Consider the following 21,576-nt stretch of genomic DNA (forward strand, 5'->3'; position numbering starts at 1 on the left):
CCCGTGGTTGAACATTTATCCGTTGATTAGTGCGCGTTCGACGTTACCCGACGCCCCGCAGCACGATCCCAGATTACGGCCAGAACCAGTGCAACAACGGTAGGCATCAACCAGGCCAGGCCCTGTTCGGACAGCGGCAGACGCTGTGTCCAGGCAGGGAGCGTATCGCCGATAGCCGATGCTTTGATGCCGTCAAGGATACCAAAAAGCAGGCTAATAAACATGGCCGGGGCAATAATTCGGGAAGAATTATTCCACCAACCGCGGGTGAAGCTCAGCACCACCAGCACGATACACGGCGGGTAGATGGCCGTCAGCACCGGAATGGAGACCTGGATCAGGTGGCTCAGACCGAGGTTAGAGACCGCCATGGAGAAGATACCGAGGATGAACACCAGCGTACGGTAAGAGAGCGGCAGATACTGGGCAAAGAACTCGGCGCAGGCGCAGGTCAGACCCACCGCCGTCACCAGACAGGCCAGGAAGATCAGGATCGCCAGCAGGAAACTCCCTGAACCGCCGAAGGTGTTCTGAACATAGGCATGCAGGATAGCCGCGCCGTTTGCGCTCTGGTCTACCAGGGCCGCGCTGTCAGAACCCAGACGGAACAACGCCAGATAGAGCAATGTCAGGCCTACGCCCGCAATCAGACCCGCCCAGATGGTGTAGCGGGTCAGCAGACGCGCTTCGGTCACGCCGCGAGAACGGGCGGCGTTCACAATGACGATACCAAACACCATCGCGCCCAGGGTATCCATGGTCAGGTAGCCGTTGACAAAGCCGTTAGAGAACGCGGCATTTTTGTAGGCGTCCATTGCATCACTGATCGGGCCAGCAGGCCAGATAACGGCAGCCACGGCCAGGACAATCAGGGCCACGATTTTCAGCGGCGCAAGGAAGTTACCCACGGTATCCAGCAGCTTGCCCGGATAGAGGGAGACCAGAATCACCAGAGCAAAGTAGATGAGGCTATAGATCAACAGCGGCATAGCGCCGTCGCCGGTCAGCGGAGCAATACCCACTTCAAAGGAGACGGTCGCGGTGCGCGGGGTGGCAAACAGCGGGCCGACGGCCAGATAGCAGACGGTTGCCAGCAGAATACCTGCGACTTTCCCGATAGGGGTGCTCAGGCTATCCACGCCGCCGCCAACTTTCGCCAGCGCAACGACGGTCAGCACCGGCAGGCCAACCGCGGTAATTAAAAAGCCAATCGCAGCGGTCCAGACGTGTTCACCCGCCTGTAAGCCAACCATGGGAGGAAAGATGATGTTGCCAGCGCCAACGAACAGCGCAAATGTCATAAAGCCCAGCGCGATGATGTCGCGCGATTTCAATTGATGGGTCATAAAACCTTACTGCCTGTGGATGTGGTGTTGAAAACGTTGAATTTTTCGCTATCCGTTGCGGAACAAAACAGCGGAAAAAATGTGCAACCTCAGCGGGAAATGCTTCCCTACCGGCGTGGAGAAGAATAGTTTTTCGATTTACCACGCAAATACAGTCTGTCCGACGATATCAGGGTGGCAATTTAAACGCTTATAACGTTTAAAGGCAATATGGGATCTCAAAACCAGAACAATATGCCAACTCGAAAGTTAGAAGTGGGATAATAAACCATTTATAAGAAAAACTCATGGCTAATCATGCGAACAAAAAAGCAACAGGCGTATAATATTTATTCGCGCTTCGCTGAACTGCAAAGCAAACAGGCCAGCATTGGCTGGCCTGTGGCAATTTCTGATTACAGTGACGCCGTCAGGCGCTGTTACTGGCAATCAAACGTTCCGGGATCACAAAGCTAAAACGCGTACTTTTCCCCGGCGTACTGACGATATCCAGGCGGCTGTCGTGGTGATTAATGGCGTGTTTCACGATCGCCAGCCCCAGGCCACTGCCCCCCGTCTGCCGGGAGCGCGCCTTATCCACCCGATAAAAACGCTCGGTAAGACGCGGAATATGCTCCGGGCCGATACCGGGACCATCGTCTTCCACGCTGAACTCCGCTCCCGTTGGCGCATGCTGCCAGCGCACGGTGATGTGGGTGCCTGGCGGGGTATGATTCACCGCGTTATAGACCAGATTAGAGATGGCGCTGCGCAGCTCGTCGGTACTGCCGCGTACTTGCAGGTTGTTATCCACCTCAAAGGTGAGCTGATGCTGCTGCTGGCTTAAGGTCTGCGCTTCGCGCTCCAGCATTCGCAGCATCATCGGCACGTCGATGGTTTCATTCAGCGCCAGGGTTGGTGCCGCCTCAATGCGGGAGAGGGTCAGCAGCTGCTTCACCAGCCCTTCCATGCGCTGCGTCTGCTCACGCATGGTGTGCAGCGCTTTTTCCCGCGGCGCGCCTTCCAGCGTCTGCTCCTGCATCATCTCCAGATAGCCCTGCAATACCGTCAGCGGGGTGCGCAGCTCGTGGCTGACGTTGGCGAAGAAATTGCGCCGCGCCCCTTCAAGCTGGTGCATTTGCGTCACATCCCGCGCCACCATCAGCCACTGCTGGTCGCTGTAGGGCATCACGCGGATCTCCAGATGGCGACCGTTGTTCATGACCAGATTGTGCGGGCGGGTAAAATCGCGTTTTTTCAGATACTGGGCGAACTCCGGATAACGCAGGAGGTTGAGGATATTCTGCCCGTTATCATCCGGCCAGCGCAGGCCCAGCAACTGCTGCGCCAGTCCGTTACACCAGAACATCGCCCCCTCTTCGGTGGTCAATACCACCGCATCCGGCAGCGATTCGGCGCCGCTGCGAAAGCGTTTGATCAGGCTGCCCAGCTCGCGTCGGCGTTTTTTATTACGCATCTGCATCTGGTGCAGGCCATACAGGAGGGGTTCCCAGCTGCCGCTTCCTGGCGGCGGGGTCATACTTCTGTCAACCCATAGCCACCATGAGAGGCGGAGCAAATTCCAGAAATGCCAGATGAGCAGTCCGGTGACTGCCGCCAGTAAAAACCAGGGTAAATAACCGATTACGGCCCCGAGGATCAGGGCCGGAATACAGCAGAGTATCAGTTCAAAACAGAGCCTTTTCCATGACAGCCGTTCCAGCACGCGTCACACTCCTGTCATTGTTCAGAAACGGGTTGAGAAACGATAACCCGTGCCGCGGACGGTTTGCACCATGCGATCGTGACCGCTGGTTTCAAGTGCCTTGCGCAAACGGCGGATATGAACATCAACCGTGCGATCTTCAACATAGACGTTAGTGCCCCAGACATTGTTGAGCAACTGCTCGCGGCTATAGACGCGTTCCGGGTGGGTCATGAAAAAGTGCAACAGTTTGAATTCCGTTGGTCCCATATCGAGGGGATTTTCACCGGTCATTACGCGGTGCGAGGTAGGGTCCAGACTCAGCCCCTGCATCTCAATCACCTCTTCCACCGCCATCGGTGAAATACGGCGCATCACGGCTTTAATGCGCGCCACCAGCTCTTTCGGGGAAAACGGTTTGGTAATGTAGTCATCCGCGCCGGTCTCCAGACCGCGAACGCGATCTTCCTCTTCGCCGCGGGCCGTTAACATCATCACCGGAATATCGCGGGTTAACGCTTCACGTTTAATATGTTTGATGAATTGCAGACCAGAGCCACCAGGCAGCATCCAGTCGAGCAGGATCAGATCGGGCCAGGGTTCGTTGAGCTGGTTCACCGCGCTGTCGTAATCTTCGGCCTCTATCGGTTGAAAGCCATTTTGTTCGAGCACGAAACAGACCATTTCGCGAATGGGTGCTTCATCTTCTACGACCAGAATACGTCTCGCCATACTTAGCCCTGTCTTATTAAGGTTACATGTTTGTAATACGGCGTCATTATGCGTCAGATTTATGACAGATTTATGAAAAACGCGCCCGCTCATAAAGGCAAGCCGTTGTTTTATGGCAGCCCCGATTGTAGCGGTTATCTTCCTCCCCCTGAAAGTTTATAATCCCGCTAACCATTTTTTGCCACGGATCTGTTATGCGCATACTTCACACCTCGGACTGGCATCTGGGACAAAATTTTTACAGCAAAAGCCGCGCCGCCGAACATGAAGCATTTCTCAACTGGCTGCTTGAGATGGCGCAATCGCATGACGTGGATGCCATCCTCGTGGCCGGGGATATTTTCGATACCGGCTCGCCGCCCAGCTACGCGCGCGAGCTCTATAACCGTTTCGTAGTCAATCTGCAAAAAACCGGCTGCCATCTGGTGATTGTGGCCGGCAACCATGATTCCGTCGCCACGCTGAATGAGTCCCGCGAGATCCTGGCGTTTCTCAACACCACCGTGGTCGCCAGCGCCGGACATGGGCCGCAAATTCTGACCCGACGCGACGGCACCCCCGGCGCGGTACTCTGCCCGATCCCGTTTTTACGCCCCCGGGACGTGGTGCGAAGCCAGGCAGGCCTCTCCGGGCTTGAGAAACAGCAGCAGCTGTTGCAGGCCATTACCCACTATTATGCCGAGCAATATACCCAGGCCTGCGCGCTTCGCGGCGACAGCGTACTGCCGATTATCGCCACGGGGCATCTCACCACCGTCGGCGCCAGTAAAAGTGACGCGGTACGTGACATCTATATCGGTACGCTGGATGCGTTTCCCGCGCAGCACTTCCCGGCCGCTGACTATATAGCGCTGGGCCATATCCACCGGGCGCAGATGATTGGCGGTTGCGAACATATCCGCTACTGCGGCTCCCCTATTCCCCTCAGCTTTGATGAAACCGGCAAAAGCAAATGCGTCCATCTGGTGAGTTTCGACCAGGGCAAGCTCAGCAGCGTCGAATCGCTTGAGGTGCCCATTACCCAGCCGCTGGCGGTGCTGAAGGGCGATCTGGCGGCGATCACCGCCCAGCTTGAGCAGTGGCGCGGCGTGGAGCAGACGCCTCCCGTCTGGCTGGATATCGAACTCACCACCGAGGAGTACCTGCACGATATGCAGCGTAAGATCCAGCAGCTGACGGACGATCTGCCGGTAGAGGTCCTGCTGGTGCGGCGCAGTCGCGAGCAGCGCGAGAGAAGCCTTGCCAGCAACCTGCGTGAAACCCTCAGCGAGCTGCGGGTTGAGGAGGTTTTTGAGCGCCGACTCGCCCAGGAAACCCTGGATGAGACCCAGCGGGCCCGGCTAAACGAGCTGTTCAGCCACACGATCCACGCCCTCAGCAATGAGGAGGATGAGGCATGAAAATTCTCAGCCTGCGCCTGAAAAACCTTAACTCGCTCAAGGGCGAATGGAAAATCGACTTTACCGCCGAACCCTTCCTCAGCAATGGCCTGTTTGCTATCACCGGCCCAACCGGCGCCGGGAAAACCACCCTGCTGGATGCCATCTGCCTGGCGCTTTACCACGAGACGCCGCGTCTGAATACCGTCTCGCAATCGCAAAACGATCTGATGACCCGCGACACCGCCGAGTGCCTCGCCGAGGTCGAGTTTGAAGTCAAAGGGGTAGCTTATCGTGCATTCTGGAGCCAGAACCGGGCGCGCAACCAGCCGGACGGCAACCTGCAGGTGCCCCGCGTGGAGCTCGCCCAGTGCAAGGACGGTAAGATCCTCGCAGATAAAGTGAAGGACAAGCTGGAGCTGGTTGCCTCTCTGACCGGGCTGGACTATGACCGCTTTACCCGCTCGATGCTCTTATCCCAGGGGCAATTCGCCGCCTTCCTGAACGCCAAACCGAAAGAGCGCGCCGAACTGCTGGAGGAGCTGACCGGCACCGAAATCTACGGCCAGATCTCCGCCATGGTGTTTGAAAAACATAAGGCGGCGCGCAGCGAGCTGGAGAAACGCCAGGCCCAGGCTGCTGGCGTGGTGTTGCTCAGCGAAGAGCAGCTACAGCAGCTTCAGCAAGGTTTGCAGGTACTTACTGACGAAGAAGCGCAACTGCTGGCACAGCAGCAGGAACTCCAGAAAGATTATCAATGGCTTACCCGCCACGATGAGCTGGTGCAGGAGCAACAGCGGTCGAAGGCCGCGCAGCAGCAGGCGCAGCAGGCCCTGACGGACGCCACGCCCGAGCTGGAAAAACTGCATCTGGCCCAGCCTGCGGCCCTGCTGCGCCCGCACTGGGAGCGGCAGCAGGAGCAGCTTGCCCAGCTTTCGCAGACGGAACAGCAGATGCTGGATGTGAATACTCGCTTACAGTCCAGGACGGCGCTGCGTTCAGGTATTCGTAACGGGGCGCTACGCACGCACGACAGGCTGCAAACCGAGCTGACTGCACTCACCCAGTGGCTTACCGACCACGACCGCTTCCGCCAGTGGGGCCAGGAAATTGCAGGCTGGCGCGCCCACTTCACCCAGCTTAATCGCGATAAAACCCAGATCGCGACGCTGACTGGCCGTATCACGGCGTTACGCCAGAAGCTGGCGGGATTACCGGAGAGCGCCCTGACGCTTACCGCGGAACAGACCGCCACCGAGATGGCACAGCAGACACAGTCCCGCACGGCACGTCAGCGCCTGACCACCCTGCATGCCCGCTATCAACCCCTGCAACAGCGATTGCGGCAGAATAGCGAAAGCGTGCAAAAGGCCCAGGCCGAGCTGGCAAAACTGAACGAAACCCTGACATTGCGCCGCCAGCAGTACAAAGAGAAAAACCAGCACTATCTCGATCTCAAAACCTTATGTGAGCAGGAAGAGAAGATTAAGAAGCTGGAGAGCTACCGGGCGGAACTGGAGGCCGGAAAGCCCTGCCTGCTCTGCGGCTCTACCGAACATCCGGCCATTGCCCAGTATCAGGCCCTGGCGCTCACCGGAAACCAGCGCCGCCGGGATGCGATGGAAAAGGAGGTCGCCGCACTCAAAGAGGAAGGCCTGCTGGTTCTGGGGCAAGTGAATGCGCTAAACAGCCAGCTTCAGCGCGAAACAAGCGAAGCGCAGACGCTCTATCAGGATGAGCAAGCGCTCACTAAAGAGTGGAATGCGGTGTGTGCAACCCTCTCTGTGCAGTTGAACATTCAGGACGATATCGCCCCGTGGCTGGCTAAACAGGAGCAGTACGAACAGCAGCTTTACCAGCTGAGCCAGCGCCTGACCCTGCAAAGCCAGCTGAGCGAAGAGGAAGCCCAGCTCCAGCTTTATCAGCAGCAGCTTCTGGCGACGCGCACGGCTATGGCGCAAACGCTTCATGCCCTGTCGCTGGCGGCGCCGGAGGACGGTGCCGAGTCGGCCTGGCTTGCGGAACGGGAAAAAGAGTCGCAGGCCTGGCAAGAGCGGCAGTCTCAGCACAGCGCCCTGCGGGAGCGCATTACCGCCCTGGCACCGCTGCTGGATACCCTTCCGGCAACGGATTCCACCCAGGCGGAAAGTGCGATCCCGGATAACTGGCGTGAAATCCATACCGAGTGCGTCTCCCTGCAAAGCCAGCTCGCCACGCTACAGCAGCAGTACACGCTGGAAAGCGAACGTTTACAACAATCGCAGGCGCAGTTTGCCGCCGCGCTGGCTGCCAGCATCTTTAGCGATCGGGAGGCGTTTCTGGCGGCCCTGCTGGATGGCGATACGGTTCGGCGTCTGGAGCAGTTGAAACAGACGCTGGAGAATCAGATCCAGCAGACCACGGCCCTGCTTCAGCAGGCCGGACAACGACTGAACGAACATCTGGAACAACGTCCGGCGGGCCTGACGACGGACGCGCCGGCTCTGCAGGAACAGCTTCAGCAGCTCGGCCTGAAACTGCGGGAAAATACCACCCGCCAGGGAGAGATCCGCCAGCAGCTTAAGCAGGACAGCGACAATCGCCAGCACCAGCAGGTACTGATGCAGCAAATTGAGGAGGCGGCCCGTCTGGCGGATGACTGGGGGTATCTTAACGCGCTGATCGGTTCCAAAGAGGGGGATCGCTTCCGTAAGTTTGCCCAGGGCTTAACCCTCGACAACCTGGTATGGCTCGCCAACCAGCAGCTGATGCGTCTGCATGGCCGCTATCTGCTGCAACGCAAGGCCAGCGACGCGCTGGAGCTGGAGGTGATGGATACCTGGCAGGCGGATGCCGTGCGCGATACCCGCACCCTTTCCGGCGGGGAAAGTTTCCTGGTAAGCCTGGCACTGGCGCTAGCGCTTTCCGACCTGGTGAGCCACAAAACGCAAATTGACTCGCTGTTCCTCGACGAGGGCTTCGGCACCCTGGACAGCGAAACGCTGGATACCGCCCTGGATGCGCTGGATGCGCTGAATGCCAGCGGCAAAACCATTGGCGTGATCAGCCACGTCGAGGCGATGAAGGAGCGCATCCCGGTGCAGATCAAAGTGAAAAAGATTAACGGGCTGGGGTACAGCAGGCTGGATAAAGAGTTTGCTGTTTTATAAGCCGGGCTCGCTACGCGTCACCCGGCTTTTGCCCTGTCAGTTTGGCCACAGCCAGGCCGCGCCGCGCACACCGCTGGAGTCGCCGTGCACCGCTTTACGGATCGGGGTTTCGCATTCGCCGCCAAACACCCACTGCTTCACCAGCTGGGGAACAGTGCTATAGAGACGGTCAACATTGCTCATGCCGCCGCCCAGGACGATCACATCCGGGTCGAGAATGTTCACCACGTGCGCCAGCGACTTCGCCAGCCGCATTTCATAGCGGCTGAGCGCCAGCTCCGCGACGGCGTCCTGCTCTTCCACCAGCCGCATGATCTCGTTGCCTTTTAGCGGATGCCCACTCAGACGACGGTAATCGGTGGCGAAGCCGGTGCCGGAGATAAAGGTCTCGATACAGCCCTGTTTGCCGCAGTAGCACGGCACTTCAGCGCGGTACTTCAGTTCGTCTTCATCCATCCACGGCAGCGGATTGTGCCCCCACTCGCCAGCCGTGCCGTTGCCGCCAATATGGGCGCGGCCGCCAAAGGCCACGCCTGCGCCGCAGCCGGTACCGATGATCACCGCAAATACGGTCTGTGCCCCCGCCGCGGCGCCGTCAATAGCCTCTGACACCGCCAGGCAGTTGGCGTCGTTCGCCAACCGGACTTCACGGTTCAGGCGCTGGCTTAAATCGCGGTCAAAAGGCTGGCCGTTAAGCCAGGTCGAGTTCGCGTTTTTTACCACGCCGGTATAGGGTGAAATCGACCCCGGGATCCCCATACCGACCGTGCCGGTCTGGCCGGTGGCCTTTTCGGCCATCTCCACCAGAGTAGCGATGGTTTCAATGGTCTGCCGGTAGTCGTCACGCGGGGTAGGCAGGCGATGGCGGAACAGCTGCTCCCCCTGCTCGCCCAGGGCAATGACTTCTGTTTTCGTGCCGCCGAGATCAATACCAATTCGCACAGAACGTTCCTCATTATTTTGATTATCAACAGAGTAGAAGCCTGCTACCCGATTAGCAATGCAAGCGATGCGACAATTCGCTATCATGCCCGCTGAATTAAACGACAAGACCGTGGAAATTATCATGCTGTGGTTCAAAAATTTGATGGTTTACCGTCTCAGCCGCGATATCGAACTGCGTGCAGACGAGATGGAAAAACAGTTAGACCTTTACGCATTTACCCCGTGTGGCAGCCAGGATATGGCCAAAACCGGATGGGTTCCGCCTATGGGATCACAGAGCGATGCGCTGACCCACACCACCAATGGTCAAATCATCATCTGCGCGCGTAAGGAAGAGAAGATCCTGCCGACGCCAGTGGTGAAGCAGGCGCTGGAAGCCAAAATTTTTAAGCTGGAAGCCGAACAGGGCCGTAAGCTGAAAAAAACCGAGAAAGATTCGCTGAAAGACGAAGTGCTGCACTCCCTGCTGCCGCGCGCCTTTAGCCGCTTCAGCCAGACAATGATGTGGATCGACACCGTTAACGGCCTGATTATGGTCGACTGCGCCAGCGCCAAAAAAGCAGAAGATACTCTGGCGTTGCTGCGTAAAAGCCTCGGTTCGCTGCCGGTGGTGCCGCTGACGATGGAAAACCCGATCGAGCTGACCCTCACCGAGTGGGTACGGGGCAACAACGTCCCGCAGGGCTTCCAGCTGCTCGACGAAGCCGAGCTGAAAGCGATCCTGGAAGATGGGGGCGTGATCCGCGCCAAGAAGCAGGAGCTGGTCAGCGATGAGATCGCCGTACATATCGAAGCCGGCAAACTGGTGACCAAACTGGCCCTCGACTGGCAGCAGCGCATTCAGTTCATGATGTGTGACGATGGCTCGATCAAGCGCCTGAAGTTTTCCGACGAACTGCGCGATCAGAACGACGATATCGACCGGGACGACTATGCCCAGCGTTTTGATGCTGATTTCATTCTGATGACGGGTGAGCTGGCGGCGTTGATTAAGAGCGTAGTAGAAGGATTGGGCGGCGAAGCACAGCGTTAATGCTTCATGCCAGGCTTTATGCCAAAACAGGAGCCGGGTTAACCCGGCTCTTTTTTTACAGATAACGACACAGATAAGAGGCAGGTTCAGCAACCTGCAGATGGAATTCGCTGTGGCCTGGCACGTTGAAAACATCGCCCGGGTTATAGACTTTCCACTCCGTTTCCCCCGGCAGTAACACTTTGAGCGAGCCGCTCACCACGGTCATCTCTTCATGCTGCGCGGTACCGAAGGCGTACTCCCCCTCTTCCATTACGCCAACACTGGCGCGGCCAGTAATGCTGCTGGTAAAACCGATGGACTTCACTTTACCGGAAAAGTATTCATTAGTCTGAAGCATGGACTGGTCCTTATTGTCGTTGATTGTCAATCCAATATAGGGGTGACACTCCGTACCTGTCACGCAAAATCATCAGACCAGCAATTCCGAGGCCAGCCGGGCCACCAGCACGTTTGATAACAGCACCGGCACGTCCAGGTGTTTTTGCAGTAAATCACGGTGATGTTGATGAAAACCAAGACAATCAAGCATCAGGACATCTGCGCCGCGGGCCAGCAGATCGCGCCCGGCGTCGATCAGTTTCTCTTCGCTGTCCCAGAAAGGATTGGCTACAGCGAGCAGCGGCGCCTTAACCAGGCACTGCCATTTGCGGGACTGATTCTCCATCAGCTCAGGGATCGGCACGATCACCCCCACCTGATGGCCATCGACAATCGATCCAACCAGCGGCGGGATGATCCGCGTCGGCTCAAGCAAAATCGCATTACGGGCGACGAGGCCAGTGATGGGCGCGGTGCTCATCAGCAGGATCACCTCATAGCCCTGGTTATCGAGCACTTCGATCACGCCTTGCAGGGCGCACGCGATCTTCGGCAACGAGACGTTTCCCAGCTCGCCGTCACTGAGCAGGGTAGGCAACTGCGCCTCGCCCGGTTCAGGGGCGTAGTCTTCCATGACCTCTTCCCGGCTCAGCGTACCGAGCAAACTGTGATGCGTAATTTGTTGCGCAGAAATATGCTCCGTTAAGAGCGGTAGTACTTCGCTTACCGGGACTACCCCAATCGTGAGGATCGCCAATGTCGCCTTCATCGTTCTCGCCTTTCTATACACTCACTACCGTGACACAGATACAGGCACACTACGCTGTTCAGAAAAAAGTGCTGAAAAGCGTAGCAGCAGATTCAACGGCTGGAATGTAAAGATTCACGTGCCTGACAGAATGTGTCTGTTAATCTTGAACATTACCCTCCGTTTAATGTTTACGCTTTTTAAATAGTGTGATTACGGTACGGTTTTGAGCGTATTCGGATTTAATTCAGGCTTTGTCGGGATCTTCGTAACGCACTTTCGCGTCCTTCGCTTCTTGCTCCGTTTCATGCTCACTGATCAGTGAATCCGGTTTAGGGTGGTCAGCACGCAGCTGATACCAGGTGACAGTCTTGCCCGTTGCGCCTTTCTCAACGGCAACAATACGGGCTTCACGCGGATAGGGAGGTCTGGTTGGCATAGTTCATCCTTTATTTTATTAGGTTGGCTGAACTATCAGTATAGACATCAGTTAGCTGGCGCATGCCAGATGAAGCGCAGCGACGATATTTTGCACCACCTGCGCGGGGGGAAGGGAGGCATCCACCACGTGGTGAGCGGCCTCGCGATAGAGCGCGTCACGCTCTGCCAGCACTGCGCTCACCTCTTCGCTGATAGGTTTGCCGGTAAGGGTTGGGCGCTGTCCCTCTTCCGGAGAGGCTTCGAGACGCCCGACCAGCACCGGAACCGGGGCACAAAGATAGATCACCCGGCCCTTTTCACGCATAAACTGACGGTTGTAAGCGGACAAAATAATGCCGCCGCCGGTGGCGATAATGCCGGAGCCTGCGGTCACCGCCTCGAGGGTCGCTGTTTCACGGGCGCGAAAACTCTCCCACCCTTCCTGCTCAACAATCTCGGCGATGCTTTGCCCGGCATGGGTCTGTAGCCAGTGATCGGTATCGACAAATTCACTCTGACACAGACGAGCCAGTTCAAGACCGACGGTGGTTTTGCCACAGCCGCGGGGGCCAATTAAAAAAATAGGCTGGGTCATGACCAGGTGTTCCCTTTGATGCCGCGCGCATGCGGTGCGTGAAGTCGAAAAGAGTGCAATGATACCATTAAGCTAGTACACGCGTTACTGTAAAAAAATTATTACAGAAGGCGTGACTTTTAACTGACATTTCCGGCAACCCCAGAGATAAAAGGGGAAACTCTGTAAAGAAATCATTGCACTAAACGGTGCGCTCACCTTACCTGAACCCACCTGCCGTTGACAACCCCGGATTGCGGTAATAATGGCCAAAACCACTAACGCAGTGATGATTATCCCTGGCGGCGCTTCACTTCCAACAGCCATTTATCCAGTTCAGCGGCGAACTGCTGCCTGTCGCGCTGGGAGAGGCTGTCCGGCCCGCCGGTCTGCACGCCGCTGGCACGCATCGTGTCCATAAAATCACGCATCGTCAGCTTTTCACGGATAGTGGCTGGCGAATAACGCTCGCCGCGCGGATTGAGCGCTGCGGCCCCTTTCTCCAGCACCTCCGCCGCCAGCGGAATATCGGCGGTGATCACCAGATCGTCCGCGCTGCACAGGCGTACGATCTCATTATCGGCCACATCAAAGCCGGCCGGTACGCGTAAGGAACGGATAAAACGGGACGGCGGCACGCGCAGGTTCTGATTCGCCACCAGCGTCAGCGGCATCTGTACGCGCTCGGCAGCACGAAACAGGATCTCTTTAATCACATTCGGACACGCATCGGCATCCACCCAAATCGCCATCTTCTCTCTCCGGCATAGAACAGTCGGCTATTGTCGCCTGCTTTTCGCCCCAGGCAAAGTCGCAGATGGTGCCGACGCTTTAATGCTGCGTAAAAAACCGCGATAGGCTAAAGTTCCACAATCATAACAAAGCCTAAGAGAGGGACGTGATGGAGAAGAAAATCGGTTTTATCGGCTGCGGTAATATGGGCAAAGCCATTCTCGGCGGTCTGATTGCCAGCGGTCAGGTGCAGCCTGGCCAGATTTGGGTCTATACCCCATCACCGGACAAGGTAGCTGCCCTGCACGACCAGTACGGGATCAACGCCGCGCAAAGCGCCCAGGAAGTGGCCCAGGTGGCCGATATCGTCTTCGGCGCGGTGAAGCCGAACATGATGGTGAAAGTCCTGAGCGACATCACCTCCAGCCTCAATAAAGAGACGCTGGTGGTCTCTATCGCGGCAGGCATCACCCTCGATCAGCTGGCGCGCGCGCTGGGCCATGACCGTAAAATCGTCCGCGCCATGCCTAACACGCCGTCGCTGGTAAAAGCGGGCATGACCTCCATCACCCCTAACGCGCTGGTGACCTCCGAAGAGGTTGCCGATGTCGTCAATATTTTCCGTTGTTTCGGCGAAGCGGAAGTGATTGCCGAGGCGATGATCCACCCGGTGGTGGGCGTCAGCGGTTCAGCACCCGCCTACGTGTTTATGTTTATCGAAGCGATGGCCGATGCCGCGGTACTGGGCGGGATGCCGCGCGCGCAGGCCTATAAATTTGCAGCGCAGGCGGTAATGGGCTCTGCCAAAATGGTGCTGGAAACCGGCAAACATCCGGGCGAGCTGAAAGATATGGTCTGCTCTCCGGGCGGCACAACCATTGAAGCGGTGCGGGTGCTGGAGGAGCGCGGTTTCCGGGCAGCGGTCATTGAAGCCATGAACAAGTGCATGGAAAAGTCAGAGCTGCTGAGCAAATCCTGATCGACAGCCGGACGTCAGGCGGCCACTTCGGTACGGTTACGTCCGGCATTTTTTGCCTTATAGAGCGCAATATCCGCCGCTTTCAGCCATTCCTGATAATGCACCATTGACGTCGTGAGCGGCGCAACACCGACGCTGATGCGGAGCTTTACCTGCGGAGCACCCGGCAGGTGCAGTTCCGCCAGCCGTTCATGGACCCGCGACATCGCCGCAATGGCGTTTTCCGCAGGCGTCCCACTCATGATCACCGCGAACTCATCGCCGCCAAAGCGGCCAATCATATCGCTGGCGCGTAACGTCAACTGTAGCTGGCGGGTCACGGCGATAATCGCCTGATCGCCTACATCATGGCCCCAGGTGTCATTAATGCCTTTGAAGTGATCGATATCGATCAGCAGGATCGTGGCGCTCCGGTGATAACGACGACAGTTTTCAAATTCCGTACGCAGCAACACTTCCCAGTGACGGCGGTTATATACCCCTGTCATCCCATCCAGGGTACTCATCAACTCAAGACGGCGCTTATGTTCCACCAGACGGCTGGTTGTACGGAAACTGACCCAGGCAAACAGCATCGGATAACCAATGATCCCTGGCAGCGCGAGCCAAATCTCAAGCGGGGTGCTGAGGAAGCCTGCCGGAATGTGCATCAGTTGCAGGGTAACCAGCGCCGCCAGCGCGGTCATCAATGCCCCTGTGCCATAGAGCCTCAGCCCCCCCACGCCCATCAGGTTCATGCTCATCATCATAACCAGTGCCGCGGTGGGCATGGCATTAACGCCCATCAGCCCAATCCACACCCCGGCCATAATGGCATCGACTTTGAGGTTAAACATCTCATTGTGGTAGGGATCGGCAGAACGCATCGCCAGTTGCCAGGCCAGATGGGGCCAGACAAAGACCCAGCCAACCAGCAAAAGCCACCAGACGCCGTTGACCGATTGCGTGGTCAGCACGCTGGCAACAGGGAAAAACAGAAAAGCCAGACCCGCCGCACGCGGGAGCCGTAAACGACGGGCCAGACGAATTCCTGAGCGATGATGCTCATCCGCCGAAAGCGCCAGATTTATTCCTTCCCGGGCATAGACTTTGTTGTAAATGTTTTCATCATTCATGGTCATTGGGAACACTCAAAAGCATTTTCCCAAATTATAGAAAGGCTTATCTGGCGCTAAGTATGATATTTCGGGTGAGCCAAACGGAACGCTCACCCTTTTGAACTAGCCGGTTTTCTTCAGGCAGGCGCTCATGAACTTACTCCGATCGTCCCCTTTGAGGGATTGTTGGGTCGCCTGGGAGTTGCATTCACGCATCCTTTGTTGTTGCGGCGTCAGGCTTTTTTCGTTGGGTTTAGAGGAGGCGTTTTTCAGGCAATCGCTCATGTAGGTCTTACGGGAGTCGCCCTTCAGGTCCTGGGCGGTCGCCTGCTGATTACAGGTGGTCATACGTTGCTGTTGCGGTGTGAGCGGCTGATCTTGCGCCCCCGCCGGAGCAAGTGAGAACAGGCCAAGGAGCAGGGTCGCCAGTAGTGTGATTTTCATAGCACTTTCCTTCTGTGAATGATCTCCTTAAGTCTGGTTCGTACTGCTAAAAAAACCACCCGCACCTTTGGGATAATTTCGCACGGCGTTTATTTCGGCGTCGCCCATTCCGTCGCTAATAAGCAGAATAATATGTTGGACCAGTGGCTGGGTGATATCCCTGTAGCGCGGTCGATGTGCCATTTTCAGCATAGATTGTGGGGATAAACAGCAGGCGGGAAGTCATGCAATATAAAGTACGCTCTGTTTCACTTATTTTTTCCAGGCCGGAATAGATAAAAATAAAACAGAGCGATGACAGGCAACCGGGGTGACGGTTCTTTGACAACAACTCAGGTCAAATAACCGGTCAACTGCGCGGGTGCCGTAGCAGCTTTTTTACGTATTGCTGCAGCATCTCGCTGTCCTCGGCCGGAACCTGAGCATCTGGCCTCGCCTCATCCAGCGCGCCTTCAACGCTTGCAATCAGCGCCTGTTGATCGCTTTGCGCCATCTGCCTTAGCAGGGCGGTAACCACTATTTCCAGCGCCTCAACCTGAACCACCAGCTCTTTTGACTCTTCTTCCTTTTCTGCCAGCTTAACTAACAACTCTGCAATAAGATTTTTCACAGTGCTATTTCCTTATCAAGTTTTTTCCGACGTTATCATTATGATTGAGACTTGCAAAGTGGGTAAAAGTACTATTTTTAAGCAAACCCCACACCGCTCATAAATTAGTTTCCATACGACCGGGAAAAATGAGACTTAAATTAAATTTTGCTTTTCCTGTGTAGCCTGAATTAAAAACAAGAACCGCCATTTCACATAAATGATAATGGCGGCCAGATCATAATATATTATATAGCGACATTAAGAGCGGCGGACTTCCTGCAGGCGGCGCTGGCGCATTGCCCACGCCAGTTGCAGGATGTTTACTAGCACCACCACGGCGGTGGCGGCAAATACCCAGCGGAAACCAGCCATCGCCGAGACCGCGGCACCCATCAACGGACCGGCAACATTCCCCAGATACATAAACGACTGGTTATAACCGAAGATCCGCCCGGTGACCCGATCGCTGGAGTACTTAATCAGCAGGGTCTGCACGGCGGGCAGCATGGCGCCATCCGCAAAGCCGAGTAAAAAGCGCAGCACGCCCAACTGCAACGGAGTGGTGACAAAGGACATGGCGAAAAAGAGCACCACCGCCACGATAAGCGTCGCCATCAGAATGCGCCCGGTGCCGATGCGGTCCCCGAGCTTGCCCAGACGTGGGGCGGACATCAATGCGGAGATGCCCGGCACCGCAGCAATCATCCCGCTGAGGAAGGCGATGTTATTGCTCTCGGGTGCCATCGACTGAATAAAGAGCGCGAGAATCGGCCCCACCGAGCCGTTGCAAAGCTGGATAACCATGGTGGTGATGAACAGGCTGATCATCAGCCCCGGATAAGGGAGCGAGGCAAATACCGCCTTGCCGCTCAGCCGCTCCGCCTTGCTGACGGTGGGGCGAGCCCCCTCTTTAATCAGAAACAGCGTTACCAGAAAACTTACCATCAGCAGGACCGCCGTGATCAGGAACACCGCGCGCAGACCTACATGGTCTGCCAGAAAACCGCCCATCAGCGGGCCGCCGATCACGCCGCTGATTTGCGCTGTCGACAGGGTACTGATGGCCCAGCCGCTGCGATCCCGGGGCACCTGGGATGCCACCAGCGCCATCGCGTTAGGAATATAGCCGGAGGTCAGCCCCATCAGGGCGCGCAGCAGGAACAGCTGCCAGACGTTGGTGGCAAAGGCCTGGAGCAGGATCGCAATCGCCATGCCGAGCGAGGCGCGCAGCAGCATCAGCTTGCGCCCTTTGCGGTCCGCAAGGCTGCCCCACATGGGCGAGACGATGGCCGAAACCAGAAAGGTGACGCTGAAGGTGAGCCCTGACCACATCGACAACGCTTCGTGCGACGAGACGCCAAGCTGGGAGACATACAGCGGCAAAAACGGCAAAATCTGGCTGATGGCAAGACCGGTGAAAAAACAACCAAACCAGACCGAAATAAGGTTAACCTTCCACGATTCCATAGGCGAGCACTGTCTTCATATTACGTAAATTCGTTATCAGATTAGCAAGTTACCTTTCACCAGACGTTGTCAGAGATGCGCCCCGCGTCTCTTTGGGGTTTTATCTTCCCAGTCATCATATTTGTGAAACATGTCACATATTTTCGCCTTTTTGCTGGTGATTTATGCTTTGCGGGCAGTAGCCAAATCCCCGCATCCCTAAGTGAAAGTGGTTAGCATGGGCGGCGTTATAGTCCGGGCCGAGGGCGTTACCAAAATAGCCGCAGCTGGCACTCAGTAGCGCACGCAGCCAGGGTTCGGTGGAGGCACTCTTCCAGCCGCGCAGAACCGAAATTCGCTGACCGTTTTCCAGGGTAAAGCCGCTGATATCCAGCGCCTCGGCGGTGGCATGCTCGCTGCGCCGGGCGTTGGCGCGGTGATAGATATTGCGGCAGGCAAAGCTGCCGAAATGGTCAATGCGCGACAGACCGCTGCCCATCATGGTTTCGGTGATGGGCCGGGCCTGCTGGTTGACGAAGAGCGCCGAGCTGAGTGCCAGCGGGCAGCTGGCAAGAAAACTGCTGCTAAGACTGACGGGGCCAAAACTGCGCACGCGCACCACATCACTCAGCGGACACTCTCCCGTACTGTCGGCCACCGCCTGGGTGCGGATCAGCTGACGCGCATTGGCCTGCGCCAGCAGCACATCACAATGCTCAGGCGTCAGGCGACGGAGCTTAAACTGAGTCAGGGTGCCGGGGGGATCGTCAAGCGTGAGCGGTGCAAACGGGTTGTAATAAGACGGCAGCCAGCGGTAGCCCGCAATAGCCGCAGCAATGAGGATTAGACAGATAATCAGGCTTTTTCCTTTCACTCACCCCCCTTCGCAATGTGTCAAAACATTATGGCAGAAGGCGGCGAATCCCGCCGGGCATCGTGATATGGTAGGGGTTTTGAGTCAGAGTGGATGAGTGTACGTGATGGCGAAGTTGCGGGTAGGTATTGTCTTTGGGGGAAAATCAGCAGAGCACGAAGTGTCGCTGCAATCGGCCAAAAATATCGTTAACGCGATTGATAAGAGCCGCTTTGAGGTCGTGCTGCTGGGCATTGATAAACAGGGTCAATGGCACATTAACGACGAGCAGGGCTATCTGCTTAACGCCGACGATCCGGCGCATATTGCGCTGAATCCGTCTGAGGTCAGCGTTGCCACCGTGCCGGGCGTGACGCAGGGCCAGCTTATCGATGCCGGTACCGGACAGTCGCTTTCACAGCTCGATGTCATTTTCCCGATTGTCCACGGCACGCTGGGTGAAGATGGCTCCCTGCAGGGGATGCTGCGCATGGCGAACCTGCCGTTCGTCGGCTCCGATGTCCTCGGTTCCGCCGCCTGCATGGATAAAGATGTCACTAAACGCCTGCTGCGTGACGCCGGCCTGAACGTGGCGCCCTTTGTTACCCTGACCCGCGCCAACCGCGAGCAACACACCTTTGCCGATCTGAGTGCCCGCTTTGGCCTGCCGCTGTTTGTCAAACCGGCGAACCAGGGCTCTTCCGTGGGTGTGAGCAAGGTGAACAGCGAAGCGCAGTTCAGCGAAGCGGTACGTCTGGCGTTCACCTTCGATCATAAAGTGGTGGTTGAGCAGGGAATTAAAGGGCGTGAGATTGAGTGCGCGGTGCTGGGCAATGATTTTCCGCAGGCCAGTACCTGCGGCGAAGTGGTACTGAACAGCGACTTCTATTCCTACGACACCAAGTACATTGATGACAAGGGTGCGCAGGTGGTGGTACCCGCGGCGCTGGATGCTGACGTTAACGACGCGATCCGCGCAATTGCCATCGAAGCCTATCAGGCGCTGGGCTGTCGCGGTATGGCGCGCGTCGACGTCTTCTTAACGGCGGACAACAGCGTGGTGATCAATGAGATCAACACCCTGCCCGGCTTCACCAACATCAGCATGTACCCGAAACTGTGGCAGGCCAGTGGCCTCAGCTACCCGGATCTGATCACCCGCCTGATTGAGCTGGCGCTGGAGCGACATGCCGCTGACAGCGCCCTGCAGATTTCAGTAAACGGTTAATCCGCGTCGTTCGCCGTCGTCTCTTCCGGGCGACGGCGAATAATAAACCCCGCCAGCCAGAAGCTGACAACCCAGGTCACCAGCCCCACCGCATAAGTCTGCCAGCCCTTCGCTTCGAAGCCCAGCAGCCCCACCACCCCATTCAGAATAAAGATAAGCCCAATAGCAAAGGCGTAGAAATGCCAGTCACGGCGAATTTTGGCAGGCAGTTTCATGGTCGCTCCAGAAGAAAAAATCTATCCTCGCACAGATTTGTCCCCAGGTCTGCGGCCTATGCGGAAAATCTGAAAAGCGGGCAGGATTTCACTTAAGTAAAAAATCTGTGATGCGCGGCAGAATTCGGCAAACCAGGAGAATTCTCCGGGCTAAATTACCATCATTCCGATATTGACAATGGTCATGAGCTGTCAAACTTGACGTGTACAACAGGCACATAGCCAGTCAGAACACTCGGAGGTATGTATGGCAGATTTTACGATGTCAAAGCCCATCTTCAACACCAGGCAACCAAAAACCTCCACGGCAGGAAATATTGCATACGCGCTGTTTGTGCTGTTCTGCTTCTGGGCTGGCTCACAGCTGCTGAATATTCTTGTGCATGCTCCCGGCGTCTATGAGCACCTGATGCAGGTTGAAGAGAGCGGTCGCCCGCGCGTTGAGATTGGGCTCGGCGTCAGCACCGTCTTCGGGTTGATCCCCTTCCTTGTCGGGCTCATGGTGTTGGGCGCCGTTGCCCTCTACGTGCGCTGGCGCCGTTATCGCTAGTTGAGCGCCATGCATTTTGCCCGGCGATCGTCAACGCGCTGGGCAAACCAGGCTGTCGTCAGATTGCGGGTGATTTTCGGGCTCTCAAGCTGGATCCCCGGCAGCATCGCTCTCGGTAGCGCCTTACCGCTCTTCTGCTCCGCCAGTTTAAATACCTGCTGATAGAGCTCGGTTTTCTCAAATGCAAAGCTGTCGCCCTTCTCCAGCTGCCGACGGATCTCACTGTCGCTCAGGTCCAACTTGCCTGAAAGCTTGCGCACCGCCAGCTCTGTTTTCCCTGCGTTACTGCTGCCATAGGCGATCAGATCGCCATCCAGGGCCAGCTTCACCCCGCTGGCGCGGCTGACGGCATTCTGGAACGCCGCATTGCGGCTCGCATACCAGCCCGCGTTAAAGTCAGCAAAGCGGTAGAGCGGCACCGTATAGCTAGCGGGGTAGTTCAGCAGATGGTAGGTGCCAAACCAGAGTCCGCCGCGCAGGGAGAAGACCTCCTGGCGAACCGTGTTTTCGATTTTCCACGGATAGCCGTCGGTATGCTTTTCGGCAAAGGCGATACTGACCTGCATCGGGCCACCGGTATGCACCGGATTGAGAGAGCCAAACAGCGTCTGTCCCATCGGCACCATATTGATAAAGTCATCGAAGATGGCGCTGAGTTGCTTCTCGGTTTTTACCGTATCCAGCCGCTCGCTGTAGCTCTTGCCATTTGGCGATTTGATTTTCAGTGCCGTATGGACCAGAAACACCGGGATGTGCAGCTTTTCGGCGCGACGGTCAATCTCCTTCCAGGCGATTTTATTCAGCCCCGGCACCGCCGGATCGGACTGATACAGCGACTCCTGCTGTGCCACCGCCAGCACCGAGCAGATGTTCTCCTCGGTAGGGGCAATCTTCTGGCTCTCAAAGGTTTTCGCCAGCGCCGAGGCCCACTGGTCCCGGTCTTTTACCGTGGCGGGCATTTTTTGCCGCACCACGCTTGCCACGTCGACGGGCTTTTCGCCCTTTTTCAGCGGCGCAGCCCCTTGCTCAGCACACCCGGCCAGCACCAGAGCGGCAAGCAGGGAAAAAGGTAATGCGCGCGGTACGGTAAAAGACATAACAACTCCCTG

22 protein-coding genes and 1 pseudogene are annotated in these 21,576 nt (G+C 56.8%); 6 read left to right on the forward strand and 17 right to left on the reverse strand.

The annotated features are described in order from the left end of the window. Positions 1–26: 26 nt before the first annotated feature. The 3 genes from brnQ to phoB form a co-directional block, all read right to left on the reverse strand. Positions 27–1,346 (reverse strand): branched-chain amino acid transporter carrier protein BrnQ, encoded by a 1,320-nt coding sequence (gene brnQ / locus DVA43_RS12895; RefSeq protein WP_103178447.1) that lies wholly within the window; start codon positions 1,344–1,346, stop codon positions 27–29. A gap of 409 nt (positions 1,347–1,755) precedes the next feature. Then, the gene (gene phoR, locus DVA43_RS12900; protein ID WP_114315781.1) at positions 1,756–3,051 is read right to left on the reverse strand and encodes a phosphate regulon sensor histidine kinase PhoR; all 1,296 of its coding nucleotides are present in this window, start codon (positions 3,049–3,051) and stop codon (positions 1,756–1,758) included. A 21-nt stretch (positions 3,052–3,072) separates the two neighbouring features. Continuing rightward, on the reverse strand, positions 3,073–3,762 hold the full coding sequence (gene phoB, locus DVA43_RS12905; RefSeq protein ID WP_039031479.1) for a phosphate response regulator transcription factor PhoB: 690 nt from the start codon (positions 3,760–3,762) through the stop codon (positions 3,073–3,075). Positions 3,763–3,956: 194 nt separating this feature from the next. On the opposite strand from phoB, the gene sbcD reads away from it, so the two are divergent. Both sbcD and sbcC read left to right on the forward strand, forming a co-directional pair. Next, positions 3,957–5,162, forward strand: coding sequence for an exonuclease subunit SbcD (gene sbcD / locus DVA43_RS12910; protein ID WP_114315782.1), 1,206 nt, complete (start codon positions 3,957–3,959; stop codon positions 5,160–5,162). Further along, entirely contained in the window at positions 5,159–8,290 is a 3,132-nt protein-coding gene (sbcC, locus tag DVA43_RS12915; protein WP_114315783.1) for an exonuclease subunit SbcC, read from the forward strand. Before sbcD ends, sbcC begins: the two co-directional genes overlap by 4 nt. Positions 8,291–8,326: 36 nt before the next feature. On the opposite strand, the gene mak is transcribed toward sbcC, so the two are convergent. Next, positions 8,327–9,232 carry a fructokinase gene (gene mak / locus DVA43_RS12920; RefSeq protein ID WP_168192002.1) on the reverse strand — a complete coding sequence of 302 codons (906 nt, stop codon included), beginning with the start codon at positions 9,230–9,232 and terminating at the stop codon, positions 8,327–8,329. 124 nt (positions 9,233–9,356) lie between these two features. Here mak and rdgC point away from each other — a divergent pair, with 124 nt between their 5' ends. Then, positions 9,357–10,268, forward strand: a complete 912-nt coding sequence (gene rdgC, locus DVA43_RS12925; RefSeq protein WP_039031486.1) for a recombination-associated protein RdgC — start codon at positions 9,357–9,359, stop codon at positions 10,266–10,268. A gap of 55 nt (positions 10,269–10,323) precedes the next feature. Here the strand turns inward: rdgC and ppnP are convergent, their stop codons facing one another. The 5 genes from ppnP to DVA43_RS12950 form a co-directional block, all read right to left on the reverse strand. Further along, positions 10,324–10,608 (reverse strand): pyrimidine/purine nucleoside phosphorylase, encoded by a 285-nt coding sequence (gene ppnP / locus DVA43_RS12930; protein WP_114315784.1) that lies wholly within the window; start codon positions 10,606–10,608, stop codon positions 10,324–10,326. A gap of 72 nt (positions 10,609–10,680) precedes the next feature. Then, entirely contained in the window at positions 10,681–11,358 is a 678-nt protein-coding gene (locus tag DVA43_RS12935; RefSeq protein WP_103178441.1) for an AroM family protein, read from the reverse strand. Positions 11,359–11,584: 226 nt separating this feature from the next. After that, positions 11,585–11,776 carry a protein YaiA gene (gene yaiA / locus DVA43_RS12940; protein WP_103178440.1) on the reverse strand — a complete coding sequence of 64 codons (192 nt, stop codon included), beginning with the start codon at positions 11,774–11,776 and terminating at the stop codon, positions 11,585–11,587. 51 nt (positions 11,777–11,827) lie between these two features. Then, positions 11,828–12,352, reverse strand: coding sequence for a shikimate kinase AroL (aroL, locus tag DVA43_RS12945; protein ID WP_103178439.1), 525 nt, complete (start codon positions 12,350–12,352; stop codon positions 11,828–11,830). 272 nt (positions 12,353–12,624) lie between these two features. Then, positions 12,625–13,083 (reverse strand): YaiI/YqxD family protein, encoded by a 459-nt coding sequence (locus DVA43_RS12950; RefSeq protein WP_103178438.1) that lies wholly within the window; start codon positions 13,081–13,083, stop codon positions 12,625–12,627. Positions 13,084–13,232: 149 nt separating this feature from the next. On the opposite strand from DVA43_RS12950, the gene proC reads away from it, so the two are divergent. Continuing rightward, positions 13,233–14,042, forward strand: coding sequence for a pyrroline-5-carboxylate reductase (gene proC / locus DVA43_RS12955; RefSeq protein WP_114315785.1), 810 nt, complete (start codon positions 13,233–13,235; stop codon positions 14,040–14,042). 14 nt (positions 14,043–14,056) lie between these two features. Here proC and adrA read toward each other — a convergent pair whose 3' ends face one another. The 6 genes and pseudogenes from adrA to DVA43_RS12985 all read right to left on the reverse strand — a co-directional run bounded on the left by adrA (position 14,057) and on the right by DVA43_RS12985 (position 18,495). Continuing rightward, positions 14,057–15,157 carry a diguanylate cyclase AdrA gene (gene adrA, locus DVA43_RS12960; protein ID WP_114317142.1) on the reverse strand — a complete coding sequence of 367 codons (1,101 nt, stop codon included), beginning with the start codon at positions 15,155–15,157 and terminating at the stop codon, positions 14,057–14,059. Between the two features lie 105 nt (positions 15,158–15,262). Continuing rightward, positions 15,263–15,583, reverse strand: coding sequence for a phosphate starvation-inducible protein PsiF (gene psiF, locus DVA43_RS12965; protein WP_103824006.1), 321 nt, complete (start codon positions 15,581–15,583; stop codon positions 15,263–15,265). 48 nt (positions 15,584–15,631) lie between these two features. Next, positions 15,632–15,721 (reverse strand): annotated as a pseudogene (locus tag DVA43_RS25130) (hypothetical protein); the annotation flags it as partial. Positions 15,722–15,932: 211 nt separating this feature from the next. Continuing rightward, complete coding sequence (gene iraP, locus DVA43_RS12975; RefSeq protein WP_103824005.1) at positions 15,933–16,193, reverse strand: anti-adapter protein IraP; 261 nt, start codon at positions 16,191–16,193, stop codon at positions 15,933–15,935. A 240-nt stretch (positions 16,194–16,433) separates the two neighbouring features. Next, on the reverse strand, positions 16,434–17,642 hold the full coding sequence (locus tag DVA43_RS12980) for a multidrug efflux MFS transporter (RefSeq protein WP_103824004.1): 1,209 nt from the start codon (positions 17,640–17,642) through the stop codon (positions 16,434–16,436). A 133-nt stretch (positions 17,643–17,775) separates the two neighbouring features. Continuing rightward, on the reverse strand, positions 17,776–18,495 hold the full coding sequence (locus DVA43_RS12985; protein WP_114315787.1) for an extensin family protein: 720 nt from the start codon (positions 18,493–18,495) through the stop codon (positions 17,776–17,778). Between the two features lie 106 nt (positions 18,496–18,601). Between DVA43_RS12985 and ddlA the strand changes: the two genes are divergently transcribed. Further along, on the forward strand, positions 18,602–19,702 hold the full coding sequence (gene ddlA, locus DVA43_RS12990; protein WP_114315788.1) for a D-alanine--D-alanine ligase: 1,101 nt from the start codon (positions 18,602–18,604) through the stop codon (positions 19,700–19,702). Here ddlA and DVA43_RS12995 read toward each other — a convergent pair. After that, a complete protein-coding gene (locus DVA43_RS12995; RefSeq protein WP_039031465.1) occupies positions 19,699–19,917 on the reverse strand; it encodes a DUF2754 domain-containing protein in 219 nt (72 codons plus the stop codon). The genes ddlA and DVA43_RS12995 overlap by 4 nt on opposite strands. 247 nt (positions 19,918–20,164) lie before the next feature. Here DVA43_RS12995 and DVA43_RS13000 point away from each other — a divergent pair, with 247 nt between their 5' ends. Further along, positions 20,165–20,467, forward strand: a complete 303-nt coding sequence (locus DVA43_RS13000; RefSeq protein ID WP_103824002.1) for a DUF2755 family protein — start codon at positions 20,165–20,167, stop codon at positions 20,465–20,467. On the opposite strand, the gene DVA43_RS13005 is transcribed toward DVA43_RS13000, so the two are convergent. Further along, on the reverse strand, positions 20,464–21,564 hold the full coding sequence (locus tag DVA43_RS13005; RefSeq protein ID WP_114315789.1) for a DUF1615 domain-containing protein: 1,101 nt from the start codon (positions 21,562–21,564) through the stop codon (positions 20,464–20,466). The two genes, DVA43_RS13000 and DVA43_RS13005, sit on opposite strands and share 4 nt — an antisense overlap. Positions 21,565–21,576 lie beyond the last annotated feature (12 nt).

This window comes from Leclercia sp. W6, assembly GCF_003336345.1.
Classification (GTDB): domain Bacteria; phylum Pseudomonadota; class Gammaproteobacteria; order Enterobacterales; family Enterobacteriaceae; genus Enterobacter.